The sequence below is a fragment of the Flavobacterium sp. FG19 genome, assembly GCF_057809475.1.
The window spans coordinates 1-13,077 of sequence record NZ_JBMDKA010000057.1; the positions used below are offsets into that span (position 1 = coordinate 1).

A 13,077-nucleotide genomic window follows, 5' to 3' on the forward strand; every position below is an offset into this window, starting at 1 on the left:
ACTGAAAAATATCAGAACTATAGAGTAAGAAACAAAAAAAAGGACTGCAAGTCCGGCCTTCAACTTATAATAAAGTCACAGAAGAAAAACTTTGCCTCTTTGTACCTCTGTACCTCTGAACCTCTAAAATAAACTCTGCCCCTTTGTACCTTTTTTTATCACTATTACAATACCAATTATAAAGCTTTTCTTAAAAACAAAGATAATCAGCAACTTAGGGGAAAATACCCTTTTTTATTGGCATTTTTTGTTTAATATTTGTAAACCTTTGATCAACAAAGGACTATTACCAGCCAACCAACTAAAACGAATTTATGAAGAAAACTTTACTATTATGCAGCTTCTTTGGAAGCTTTTTTTATTGCCAGGGGCAGTCGTATTTTGGTTTCAGAGACGATAATTACGCAGGAATTCAGGGAGTACTGTTTAATCCGTCGTCTATTGTAGATTCTAAGTACCGTGCGGATGTGACTATTTTCTCGGCCAGCGCAACCGGACAAAACGATTTGTACGGTATTAATTTAGCCGAAGTATTTGACGGAGGTTACGATCTGGATACGGATGCAAAGAAGACTTTTAAAACCAACAATCGGGGGAATTTTAATGTGGATATTCTGGGGCCGTCCTTTATGTTCAACATTACGCCGGAGCACAGTATTGGTGTTTTCAGCCGTGTACGCAGTGTAACCAATCTTACCGGAATTAACGGAGAGCTTGTTAACGAGCTAAACAAGGATCTCGACGTTTCGAACAGTTTTATGTTTTCGGGCGGAAACCCAAATGGTGTTACAAATTCCTGGGCCGAAATTGGGGCCAGTTACGGAACTGTTTTGTTTGATCGTGACGACCATTTTATTAAAGGCGGTATCACCGTAAAATATTTAATGGCAGGAGTAAACGGTTACATTAACGGAACGGACTTAAATGTGGCCTTCAATAAAAATGAAGCCGATCCTGCTATGAGTCAGTATTACTCAACAGGAACGCTGAGAACCGCTGCGAGTTACGATTATGAAAATGATAAAGACCCAAAGTTTGATATGGGTTCTGCCGGTGTGGGTGTCGATTTGGGTTTTACGTATGAATACCGCACCAACTGCCACACCTGTCTGGGAAACCGTTATAAGCTGAAAGCAGCCGTTGCTGTAACAGATATTGGAAAATTAAATTACAAAGATATGGTAGAGAATACCTATAATCTGACCGGAAGTGTCACTCAGGACGACATTGACAATGCAGATGATATTTTTGAATTCTTTGATGCCAATTATACCAAAACAGCCACCAGAAAAGGAGTAAAGGCCAATTTGCCAACAGCGCTGCACACCAATTTTGACTGGAATATTGATAACAAATTTTATCTGAACCTCAGTACTGATTTCAGTCTGGTAGATGCTAAAAAGGTAAACGGAACTGCTATTGCCAATTCGGTTACTTTTACACCCCGCTACGAAACCAGACAGTTTAGTTTTTATGTTCCGGTAACGTATATGGAATACAGCGGTACGCAGATAGGGGCAGGATTCAGGGCCGGACCTTTGTTTGTAGGATCAGGTACGCTTTTCTCTACTTTGTTTTCTAATAACACTCAGGGAGCCAATGTATATGTAGGTTTAAAACTGCCTATTTATCAAAATTATAATTAAGGTTCTGAGGTGCTAAGGAACTAAGGCGCTAAGGTTTTTAGTAAAAAGAAAAGAGACTTTTTCACTGGTGTGAAAAAGTCTCTTTTTTTGATTTTTTGCAAAGGTATTTGATACGGGGTAATACTATTCAGTAAGCCTATTTATTAACTGAGCCATTTAGCCGCTTAGTTTAAAAAAAAAGAAAAGAGACTCTTTTACTGGTGTAAAAAAGTCTCTTTTTTGGTTCTAAATATTTGCACTAAACTACTTTAAGAAAAAAACTTAGATTCTTAGAATCTCAGCGTCTTAGTACCTTAGCACCTCAGAACCTTAAAAATATAGTGAAGTATTAACCGTTTAATCGTTTGTTGTAACTGAAACGTATAAGCGGGTTAGATACCGAAAAATACTCTCGTGTATTCAAAACATTTATATAGGTTAGAGTACATGTATACACCGTTTTTTAATACTATGTGGCTTAATTTTTCCATAACGTTTAAAATTTTATGTTCAACAATTTACTCTCTACGATGGTTCATAGGATGATGATGCTTCGTCATCTGAAGTATCATGCGGGGATTCGGCAGGTTTTGAAACCAGATTGGTTACGATAAGCTGAACGATAGATCCCAAAATGCCTTTAAACATCGAATCGCCTTTTCCAACGATAAAACGTTTGGCCAGATAACCAATCGCAATACTGATAGCCGATTGTGCCAGATGGCTTTTAAAACCAACCGTTTCGTTGATTTCTTCGACCGTGTTTCGGATCAGGTTAATGGGTTTCAGGTTTTCTTTAAGATCGTCGATATGGTCTTTTATCGCACACCATTCTTCGTCCTGACGGTTTTCTAATAGTTTTATTCTCTGATTTAATTCATCAATTGTATAAATAGGCTCCATAATAGTCTGGTTTAGTCATTAATTGGTTTTAAATCAGTTTTTATTTCTCTTTTAGAATGCTCGAAACAATCGAGTTTCCAATTGGGGTTTTAATCAGCTTGTGATGCGTTTTGTGCAGTATAATGGCCACTATCAGATAGAAAAAGGACATAATAAAAAAGCCGAAATAATATTCCCCCAGTTCTTTGCCAATCCATAAACTCAAACCTACATTCAGAAACAGGGTAAAAAATGCAACAACTACGCCAACCGCCATCTTTGATGCCAATGATGACACACCATCGGCCACTGAACATACTGTTTTAAGTTTTAGTAATTCTAAGCTTGTTTTAGTATAATTTTCAGCTTTTTCGTAAAGATTCAGATCCTCGTTTGTTGTTGCATTTGGTTCCATGATATAGATATTTATGGTTTGAAAAAATCACTTGTATTTAGTAGTTCGATTTCGCCGTTTTTACTTCATCTTTTACAGCGTTGAAATCTTCTTTTACCTGATTGAATTTTGCTTTTCCTTCTTCAATGATTTCTTTACCGTTTGAAGAGATTGTGTTTACAATACCATCAAATTTTGATTTTAAATTATCGCTGTAATCTTTCGATTTATCTTTGATTTTTTTTCTGGTGTTTGAACCTTTGTCCGGAGCAAATAAAACTCCTAATAATGCTCCTGCTGCAGCGGCAGCTGCGAATCCTAAAATTGTGCTAGATGCTTTCATAATATTTGATTTTTAATAGATTAATATATTTATTTAATGTTGATTAAAGTTTAAATTTCCCGTCCTTTGATCAGTCTCAGCAGGATCGCAATAATGGCAATTACCAGCAGGATATGGATGATGTTTCCAAAACTGTAAACAAAGAAACCGAGTGCCCATAGTATAACCAGTATTACCGCTACGGTATATAATAAATTTGACATGGCTTTTTATTTAAGAGGTTAGTAATGAAGTTATTTTTTCTTAATTCAGCTTATACGAAAGGTATAAAGTTAAGTTGCTGTTTTTGGCATCCGGAACAGTATAGGTAGTTCCGGCAACAGTTCTTTCTTTTCCAACAGTAGTAAGACCGTAGTTGTAACGAACTCCAATACTGATCGGGTTAAAATCGAAACCTAAACCGGCAGCAATACCAGCATCAAATTTGTTCAAATCGTCTCTGTCGATGTCCTGATCAAACTCAACATCTCCTTCTCCTTTTATTTTAGAACTTACCAGGTAGGAAGCATATCCACCGGCATGAATATTAAAGTTTTTAGTAATGTTAACTCTTACTAAAAGAGGAACTTCGATATAATTTAATTTGAATTTAGTCGATCCGCTGGCAAGAGCGTTGTTGTATTCAAATTCAGCACCCTTTGTTGTAAATAAGATCTCAGGCTGAATAGCAACAAAATCTGAAACAGGCAGTGTCGCGTATAAACCGGCATTAAAGCCGTATAAAATATTATTGTCGTCTACATCATCACCGCTTCCGTACAGGTTAGACATATTAAATCCTCCTTTTACACCAAACTCTGTGTTTACATTATTGTCCTGAGCGTGCAGCATTCCAAATGAAGCTGAAATAAAAAGGGTTAAGGCGCATAAAAAATTAGTTCGCATTTTCATAATAAAATAATTTAGTTAGTAATTTGGGCTTTTAAATAATTGTTTCTTCTAATTTTCTTTGATCTTAGTTTCGGTTTCCCTTAAAAGATCGTATTGTTCAGGCAGGTATTTCAATACTAATTTTAAAATTATTTTATCGTTGGTTTCTTTTGAAACGGTTTCCAGTAACTTAATCTGCTCTTCCAGACATTCTTTCATAGAGTTTAAATACACCTTGTTGAAATTGGATGGATTGGCGGTAATGAGTTCGTAAGTATCGCTTCTGTGGGCTGCATTTATTTCAGAAATGATAACCAGTCTTCTGTTGGCCAATTCTGTAATATCCTGCAGCAGCTGATTTTGATGCCTTTCGATTTTTTTACCTAAAATCACTACTGAACGCTCTGAACTTTTTTGTTGTGCAATCTGACTTTTAGAAATAATCGTTTTACCAATATTAGCCGTTTCAATAAAAAAGAAAACTTCGGTCTCTTCTTTTTCATTTTTAGCAAAAGTTTCATTTTTTTTATAGGTGCTTTCTATTGAATTATTTTTTTTGCATCCTGTAATGCTCATGATAATTAATAAAAAAAGTACTTTAAAAAAGATAACTTTTGATACGGGTATTGTTTTCATTTTTACTTCCTCAAGGATTACATTACAAAGATGCTAACGAATACGGCGATTTGCCTTACAGCATAAAAAAGAAACGTTATATAATTCCCATAAAGAATTTATATAACGTTTAAGATATGAGTGTTTTAAGGCTCTGACAGCGCTTAATCAGGAAGAAATACGGTAAATACAGAGCCTTTGTCCGGCTCGCTTTCGGCCATAATATAGCCTTTATGGTTGTCTGTGATTTTCTTACAAATGGCCAGCCCGATTCCTGTTCCCGGATAATCCGTTTTAGAATGCAGACGCTGGAATAAAATAAAAATAGTTTCCTTAAACTGAGGGTCAAATCCCATTCCGTTATCTGTAAACGTAATTTTATGGTATTTTTTAATATTCTGATCCAGTATTTCAGGATAATCTTCTGCGTTTACTTTTGAAGCTTCAATTGTAATAGAAGGTACTCCGTTGGGTTTGCTGTATTTTAATGAATTTCCGATCAGATTAATAAAAAGCTGTTCGATCTGATACGGAATAACCGAAAGCCTTGGCAGTTTATTGGCTACAATAACAGCGCTTTTTTCATCAATTATTTCGGTTAGTTCAGACTCGGCATTTTGAAGCAGTTCGTTCAGATTGGTTTTAATGAACTCTTTTTTCGTAGTGTTGGTTCTCGAAAATAAAAGAAGATCATCAATCAGTACACGCATTCTTTTGGCCGAAACCTCAATTTTAGAAAGATAATCTCTCGCGCTTTGCGACATGACCGATTTGTCAGCATCAGAAACCCTCGAAATAAAAGTCTGTATTTTACGAAGAGGTTCCTGCAGGTCATGACTTGCTACATGGTTAAAGGAAGCCAGCTCTTTATTACTTTTTTCGAGCTGTCTGTTACGTTCTTGTAATTCAATGTTTAACAGATGCTCATCGGTAATGTCAAAATTAATTCCAAGCAAAATTTTACTTCCATGCTGATCGGTCAGTAATTTTCCGGTCGATTTAAAGTAACGTACTTCATGGCTTGGCAGCAGGATTTTGTAATACACAAACGGCAGCTGTTTGTCTTTTAAGATGCCTTCAATAGAATTAGAGACCGTTTCTTTATCATCAGGATGCACGAAACTTAAGAAAGTTTCTTTTTTAGGAACAAAAGCTCCCGGTTCATATCCTAATAAACGATACTGATTGTCTGAATAATCAATATGGTTGGTATCGAGGTCCCATTGCCAGGTGCTGAATTTACCAATTACCTCAGATTCGGCAATTAAACCGTTTGAAATTAAAAGCTTTTTGTTGTAGACTTTTAATTTCTGAAAATCTTTACTGATTTGTCTGTACGATAAAAGAATAAAAAACAAGGCTGTCAGGAACAGCGAAATAGAAAACAGCGGACTTAAAGAGATCTCGGCATCATAAATTTTAAGCCGGTTTTTAAGATACGTTTTTTCGATGTCGTTCATTTCGTCTACTTTAAAACGAATGTTCTCCATCAGGATTCGCCCCCCAAACATATGATTGTCGAGTTTTCGTTTGTCATATGTTTTGGGATCGCTGTATTTTAGGCAGTTTTCAAAAGAAACAAAACGCTGTATAATAAGTTTAAACAGCTTTCGAAGATTTTCCTGCTGTTTCGGATTATCAGCAGTTAATTTTTTTAACGTAATAAATGAAGTGTTTACCTTGTCGCGCGAGTAAATATAAGGCGTTAAAAAACGGGCATTACGGGTAATAATATACCCGCGCTGACCGGTTTCGGCATCCTTAATAGCTGACATTAACCGTTCTAACTGAATGTTTATTTCATACGTATGCATAACCAGTTTACTGGACTCGTTCAGGTCCTGGTTATGTTTGTAAGCAATAGAAGAAAGAAATAACAGAATGAAAACTGCGATTACAAAAATAACTCTCAAAGAGTTTGAAGAATTAAAATTTGGTATCCATTTCATTGGTATACTATTATTTTATTTTAGTCGCAGCAAGAAATTATCACGATTTAACCCTGAGGTATGATAGTGCCAGTTTACGGTCACGACTTCATTAATTATTTTTTTCAGCGTGTTAAAATCGCTTGGTTTTTTAATATAAATATTGGCGCCCTGAATAAAGGTGTCTTCAATGTCTTCTTCAGAAGAAGAAGTAGAGTAGATCGCGATAATGATATCTTTAAGGTGTTCTGTTTTTTTAATTTCAATTAAACATTCCTTACCCGTTTTTTTAGGCATATTTAAATCCAGAAACAAAATATCCGGAAGCTTATTTGAAGTATCCATTAAATGGTCCATAAGCTGCATTCCGTCGTGAACAAATTCAACATTTGTCTGTATTTTGATTTCTTCAAAAGCATCTTTAAAAAAAAGACGATCGTCTTCATCATCATCCGCCAGTAAAATATTTAATGCGTTTTTCTGCATTTTAGTGTGGTATTTGGGTTTTTATTTTAGATTTTCTCTGCGTTTCTTGATTATCCTCTGAAAGGCCGAAGGTGTAATTCCGGTCGTGTTTTTAAATTGTGTGCTCAAATGCGCCACACTGGAATAATTTAACAGGAAGGCGATTTCGGTTAAGCTCATCTCATTAATGATAATCAATTGTTTTGCCCTTTCAATTTTTTGTAAAATGATGAAGTTTTCTATAGACGAATAGGTCACTTCTGAGAAAACATTCGATAAATAACCATAACTGTGATTTAGTTTTTCAGCCAGGAAAACAGAACTTTTATAATTGTTGCTGTCTTCCATAAAAACAAGCTCAATTATAGCATCTTTTATCTTCTGCACTAAAACACTTTTCTGGTTTTCAACAACTTCAAAACCATGAGGGGTTAAATTATTTTTTAAAGCTTCGAGTGCATCCGCATCCAGATTGTCATCAATTTCTATCTCACCAAATCCCAAAGTAGTAAAATTGATATTTTGCTGCTCAAGGTTTTGTTTGAGATAAAGCGAACAAATGGTATTAATGTCGAACTTTATAAATAGTTTCATTTTAGAAAAAAATTTGGTTAAAGATAAATAAATTATTCGTGGTTACCGCGTTTAATGTTTTATAAGAATCAATAAACAGTGATAAAAATCAATAAAAGCCTCAAAAAAATACCGTCTAATACATTTATTACTAGACGGTATTTCCTGATTGAGTAATCAAGGATTACAAATCTGACAGAATTTTATGAAATTCTTCCTTCGTTTTTCCCAGTTTTTGCTGAAGCTTTCCGTACATTTCGTCTTCTTTGCCTTCAGCAAACATTAAATCATCATCTGTCAGCTCAGCATATTTTTGCTTCAGCTTTCCTTTTAACTCATTCCAGTTTCCTTTTATCTCTGTCGTATTCATGATCAATTTGTTTTATAATTTGTTACCGTAAAATTGCAAATTATCAGCTTTATCGGTGTTACAAAAATTTTGATCCCTTTTGTATAATTCACATTTCGTGTTTTTTTCAGCTTTGATAACGGCGTAAAACCCAGGCCATTTTTTCATGTTCCTGCAGCAGGCCCGTAACAAAATCAGCCGATCCGGCATCATGGGTCTCATTTTCAAAAACCGGAATATAATCTCTGAACTCCGTTACCAGCTGTTCGTGGTTTTCCAGAAGTTCTTCCAGCATATGTTTTTGTGAAGTATATTCTTTTGGCGATTCTTTCAGGGTAGAGTTCTCAATAAATTCCTTCATCGTGCCTATTGTTTTTTCACCCAGCTGGCTTATTCTTTCAGCGACTTCATCGATCTGCGCCTCCAGAATGCGATATTGTTCTTCAAACAATTTATGCAGTTCCATAAAACTGTTTCCTGAAATGTTCCAGTGAAACTTTCGGGTTTTTACATACAGTGTCATTTCGTTAGATAAAATCGTAGCTAATATAGTAGAGCTCTTTTTAAGATTTGCGTTGGATATTCCGATGTTTGGACTCATAATGGTCTGATTTTAGGGTTTGTTTCAAAATTAAAAAACAAGTGCACGCTCTTTTTTACATAATTAACGAAAGATGTTACATCAATTCAATGTTTTGATAACATTTTAGTGATTTGAATATTGTAGTTTTGCCGCTGTTAAAACTTAAACCCCTATTATTAATGAAGAAAAACTTACTTATCGTATTTATTTTTATTGCCTCTCTAAAAGCCGGTGCACAGTCTTATCTGGGTTATTTTCATGATAATTATGCTGGTGTTCAGAGTGTACTTTTTAATCCGGCCTCTATCGCCGATTCCCGATTTAAAACTGATATTAACTTATTCTCGATCAGTGGTTCTGTTCAGAATGATTTATACGGGGTTAAACTTTTTGATGTTTACAAAGACGGATATGACTTTGACAGGCAGTCTGTAATGACGCCAAAAAATGCTAACAACGGACTGGCCAATTTTGATATCATGGGGCCGTCGTTTATGTTTAATATTGCTCCTAAACACACTTTGGCTGTATTTACCAGAGCAAGATCTATTGCCAATGTAAACAAGATCAACGGATTTCTGGTAGATCAGGTTAAAGACGGGTTGGACCAGTCAAGCAATTTTAATTACAACTTAGGCAGTCCAAACGGTTCTGCAAATGCCTGGGGAGAACTTGGTATTTCATATGCCGCTGTTTTATATCAAAACAATCAGCACTTTTTAAAAGGAGGTTTAACTGCCAAATACCTGCAGGGAGGAGCTAATGCCTATGTGCAGGGAAAAGACGTGAGTGTTGCTTTTATTGAAAACACAGCCAATCCGCAGGACGGAAGATTAATTTCTACTGGAGAAATTACAGTAGGAGGAAGTCAGGACTGGGAAAACAATGAAGAATATGATTTTGATGCCAAATCGCGTGGTTTTGGTTTCGATTTCGGATTGGTGTACGAATGGCGTCCGGATTACGATCAGTACGATTTAAGAAATGCAGGACCGGCTGATAATAATTTCAGGGACCTGAACAAGTATAAATTACGTTTTGGATTGTCTGTAACAGATATAGGTTCTATTAACTACAAAAACTCAAAAATAGATACCTATAATGTAAACGGAATGATAACACAGCAGATGATTGATGATGCTGATAATTTGTATGATTTCCTTAACGAGCATTACACCAAAATTTCGTCTTCAAAAGGCGTAAAAACCAATCTGCCAACTGCCATTCATGCTGATGTAGACTGGAATATGTACCGAAAATTCTATCTGAACCTTAACGGAGACATCAGTATGGTGTCTGATAACAAATTAAATTCATACGGAATTGCCGACAGAGTAACCTTAACACCTCGTTACGAAAGCAGATGGTTTAGTTTTTATGTACCTGTATCTTACATGGAATACAGCGGAATGCAGGTTGGATCAGGTCTGCGTTTAGGTGTTTTCTTCATTGGTTCCGGTTCTGTGGTCAGCAATTTGATTTCTAAAGAATCAAAAGGAGCTGATTTTTATTTAGGCATGAAAATTCCGGTATATGAAAAACAGTTTAAAGATACAGACGGTGACGGTATTATTGATAAAGAAGATGCCTGCAGAAAAGTAGCAGGTCCGGCTGCCAATAACGGCTGTCCATGGCCGGATACGGATCAGGACGGTGTTCTGGATAAAGACGATGCCTGCCCGGATACAAAAGGACCAAAAGAAAACAAAGGCTGTCCGTGGAAAGATTCAGACGGAGATACCTTACTTGATAATGTAGATGCGTGTCCGGCAATAGCAGGTCCGGTAGAGAACAAAGGCTGTCCATGGCCGGATACTGACGGAGATGGTATTTTAGACAAAGACGATGCCTGCCCGAATCAAGCCGGAAAGATAGAAAACAAAGGCTGTCCGGATCTGGATGCAGACAAAGACGGTGTTCTGGATAAAGATGACGACTGCCCGCTGGTTGCAGGACCTGCCGATAATAAAGGCTGTCCAAAAGTAACCAAAGAAACGCTGGCACAGTTAAAAGTAGAAGCCAAATCTATTTTCTTTACAACCGGAAAAGCCACTTTGGACGATGCCAAAAAAGGGGAAACTTCAGGCCGACTGGACGCGATTAAGGAAATCCTGAAAAACTATCCAAATGCTAAATTTGCCATTAACGGACATACAGATAACGTAGGAAACGCCAAAGCCAACCAGAAGTTATCTGAGGCCAGAGCCAAAGTCGTAATGGATCTTTTGATCGAAAAAGGAGTAAATCCGGCTAATTTAATATCAAAAGGATACGGAGCTTCAAAACCGGTTAAATCAAACAAAACAGCGGCAGGAAGAGCCGAAAACAGAAGAACTGAGATTGTTTATTTAGGCAATTTATAGCCCTCACTGAATATATAAGCGAAAAGCCATTCTTTATTGAATGGCTTTTTTTATTTTTGCATACTTTTTAAAAGAACGGTTTCTTTGAATAAAAGGCCTAAAAAAATACTATGACAACACAACAGCTACACGAACAGATTCTTAAGAAAAAATCCTTTTTATGCGTTGGTTTAGATCCTGATCTGACCAAAATTCCGCCTCATTTATTAGAAACAGAAGATCCTATTTTTGAATTTAATAAAGCGGTAATTGATGCTACTCATGATCTTACGGTAGGATATAAACCTAATACGGCTTTTTTTGAAGCGTACGGAATAAAAGGATGGATGTCTCTGCAGAAAACAATCAATTATATCAACGAAAAACATCCTGATATTTTTACTATTGCCGATGCAAAACGAGGTGATATCGGAAATACTTCGAGTATGTATGCCAAAGCATTTTTTGAAGATCTGAATTTTGACAGTGTCACCGTGGCTCCGTATATGGGGAAAGATTCTGTAGAACCGTTTCTGGCTTTTGAAAATAAACATACCATCATGCTGGCTTTAACCTCAAATGAAGGTGCTTTTGATTTTCAGACTTTAAATGCTAACGGAAAGGAATTGTACAAACAAGTTCTGGAAACATCTAAAACCTGGAAAAACAGCGAAAATTTAATGTATGTGGTAGGCGCAACCAAAGCTGAATATTTTGCTGATATCAGAAAAATTGTTCCGGATAGTTTTTTACTGGTTCCGGGAATTGGGGCTCAGGGAGGCAGTCTGTCTGAAGTATGTAAGTACGGAATGAACGATAAAATAGGTTTACTGGTAAACTCAGCCAGAGCGATTATATACGCTTCAAAAGGAACTGATTTTGCCGAGAAGGCCAGAGAAGAAGCTTTGAGAGTACAGCAGGAAATGGAAGAGATTATAGCTAATAGATAGAGTTTTCAGTCTCAGTTTTCAGTCACAGTGTATACAGAGACTGAAAACTGAGACTGAAAACTGAATACCGTGACGGATAACTATGAAACAATTAAAAGACCAGTTAGGAACTCTTCATTCTTTTGAGACGGCTCCTAAACGTATTATTTCGCTGGTTCCTTCTCAAACAGAATTATTGTACGATTTAGGTTTAGAAGAAAAAATAATAGGAATAACGAAGTTTTGTGTGCATCCGTTTCATTTTAAATCCACCAAAAAGATTGCAGGCGGTACCAAGAAGATTCATTTTGAAAAAATAAAGCTTCTGGAACCGGACATCATCATTTGCAACAAAGAAGAAAACACTGAAGAAATTGTAAAACAATTACAGGAGATTTGTCCGGTCTGGGTAACGAATATTGTCTCTGTTGAAGATAATTTCCGGATGATTTCTGATTTCGGACAATTGTTTAACTGCAGGACTGAGGCACAGAAATGGAATGACAAACTGACTTTTGCTTTAAACGATTTTAAAAAGTACATTCAGGATATCCCGGAAAAGAAAGCGGCGTATTTTATCTGGAAAAATCCATATATGGCAGCAGGAAAGGATACCTATATAAATGAATTACTGAAGCTGAACCATTTTAAAAATATCTATGAAGATAAAGGACGTTATCCTGAAATCGAATTAAAGAAAATGCGTTTAGAAGGCGATCCTGATCTCGTTTTTCTTTCTTCTGAACCCTATCCTTTTAAAGAAGAAGATGCTTTTGAAATTGGCAGGTTTACCCATCACGCCAAAACCATTTTTGTAGACGGCGAAATGTTTTCCTGGCACGGAAGCCGGTTATTAAAAGCTTTTGCTTATTTTAAACTTTTACAGGAACGTTTAAAGACGTAAGATACAATTTTTTGAAATTTCAAAATTCAAATTCCAAAATCCAAACTCTGTCTAAAATTGGAAATTGGAATTTTCTTTATTGGAATTTCATTTGATTTTTTTTGAATTTAACCTATAAAAATAATGCCGGCATCTTATGGACGCCGGCATTGTTTTAACTAACCAAAACCAAAATAATAAATAACCAGTTTATTACATTACAAATGTCCGACATATATCAATCTTATGCTGTTAAGATCTTGTTATTACTTTGTTGGATATTAGTTAATGTCTTA

General features: G+C 36.0%; 15 protein-coding genes. 4 read left to right on the forward strand and 11 right to left on the reverse strand.

The features are described from left to right. Positions 1–314 precede the first annotated feature (314 nt). Positions 315–1,646, forward strand: coding sequence for a DUF5723 family protein (locus tag ACODST_RS27330; protein ID WP_488935266.1), 1,332 nt, complete (start codon positions 315–317; stop codon positions 1,644–1,646). A 504-nt stretch (positions 1,647–2,150) separates the two neighbouring features. On the opposite strand, the gene ACODST_RS27335 is transcribed toward ACODST_RS27330, so the two are convergent. From ACODST_RS27335 to ACODST_RS27385, 11 genes are all read right to left on the reverse strand, one after another. Further along, positions 2,151–2,528, reverse strand: coding sequence for a hypothetical protein (locus ACODST_RS27335; RefSeq protein WP_488935267.1), 378 nt, complete (start codon positions 2,526–2,528; stop codon positions 2,151–2,153). A gap of 40 nt (positions 2,529–2,568) precedes the next feature. Next, a complete protein-coding gene (locus ACODST_RS27340) occupies positions 2,569–2,922 on the reverse strand; it encodes a hypothetical protein (protein ID WP_488935268.1) in 354 nt (117 codons plus the stop codon). A gap of 37 nt (positions 2,923–2,959) precedes the next feature. Continuing rightward, positions 2,960–3,244 carry a YtxH domain-containing protein gene (locus tag ACODST_RS27345; RefSeq protein ID WP_488935269.1) on the reverse strand — a complete coding sequence of 95 codons (285 nt, stop codon included), beginning with the start codon at positions 3,242–3,244 and terminating at the stop codon, positions 2,960–2,962. 50 nt (positions 3,245–3,294) lie between these two features. Continuing rightward, complete coding sequence (locus ACODST_RS27350) at positions 3,295–3,447, reverse strand: lmo0937 family membrane protein (RefSeq protein ID WP_488935270.1); 153 nt, start codon at positions 3,445–3,447, stop codon at positions 3,295–3,297. A 40-nt stretch (positions 3,448–3,487) separates the two neighbouring features. After that, positions 3,488–4,135, reverse strand: coding sequence for a porin family protein (locus tag ACODST_RS27355; protein WP_488935271.1), 648 nt, complete (start codon positions 4,133–4,135; stop codon positions 3,488–3,490). A gap of 48 nt (positions 4,136–4,183) precedes the next feature. Further along, on the reverse strand, positions 4,184–4,750 hold the full coding sequence (locus tag ACODST_RS27360) for a DUF4142 domain-containing protein (protein WP_488935272.1): 567 nt from the start codon (positions 4,748–4,750) through the stop codon (positions 4,184–4,186). Positions 4,751–4,893: 143 nt separating this feature from the next. After that, the gene (locus ACODST_RS27365; protein WP_488935273.1) at positions 4,894–6,678 is read right to left on the reverse strand and encodes a CHASE3 domain-containing protein; all 1,785 of its coding nucleotides are present in this window, start codon (positions 6,676–6,678) and stop codon (positions 4,894–4,896) included. A 15-nt stretch (positions 6,679–6,693) separates the two neighbouring features. Beyond that, on the reverse strand, positions 6,694–7,143 hold the full coding sequence (locus tag ACODST_RS27370; protein WP_488935274.1) for a response regulator: 450 nt from the start codon (positions 7,141–7,143) through the stop codon (positions 6,694–6,696). A gap of 21 nt (positions 7,144–7,164) precedes the next feature. Beyond that, positions 7,165–7,716 (reverse strand): helix-turn-helix domain-containing protein, encoded by a 552-nt coding sequence (locus tag ACODST_RS27375; RefSeq protein WP_488935275.1) that lies wholly within the window; start codon positions 7,714–7,716, stop codon positions 7,165–7,167. Positions 7,717–7,879: 163 nt separating this feature from the next. Next, positions 7,880–8,065, reverse strand: a complete 186-nt coding sequence (locus ACODST_RS27380; RefSeq protein WP_379823628.1) for a CsbD family protein — start codon at positions 8,063–8,065, stop codon at positions 7,880–7,882. A gap of 106 nt (positions 8,066–8,171) precedes the next feature. Then, positions 8,172–8,645: a Dps family protein gene (locus ACODST_RS27385; protein ID WP_488935276.1), complete on the reverse strand. Its 474-nt coding sequence runs from the start codon at positions 8,643–8,645 to the stop codon at positions 8,172–8,174. Positions 8,646–8,806: 161 nt separating this feature from the next. Here ACODST_RS27385 and ACODST_RS27390 point away from each other — a divergent pair, with 161 nt between their 5' ends. From ACODST_RS27390 to ACODST_RS27400, 3 genes are all read left to right on the forward strand, one after another. Beyond that, positions 8,807–10,990 carry a DUF5723 family protein gene (locus ACODST_RS27390; RefSeq protein ID WP_488935277.1) on the forward strand — a complete coding sequence of 728 codons (2,184 nt, stop codon included), beginning with the start codon at positions 8,807–8,809 and terminating at the stop codon, positions 10,988–10,990. Positions 10,991–11,100: 110 nt separating this feature from the next. Next, the gene (gene pyrF, locus ACODST_RS27395) at positions 11,101–11,919 is read left to right on the forward strand and encodes an orotidine-5'-phosphate decarboxylase (protein WP_488935278.1); all 819 of its coding nucleotides are present in this window, start codon (positions 11,101–11,103) and stop codon (positions 11,917–11,919) included. 82 nt (positions 11,920–12,001) lie between these two features. Beyond that, positions 12,002–12,802, forward strand: coding sequence for an ABC transporter substrate-binding protein (locus ACODST_RS27400; RefSeq protein WP_488935279.1), 801 nt, complete (start codon positions 12,002–12,004; stop codon positions 12,800–12,802). Positions 12,803–13,077 lie beyond the last annotated feature (275 nt).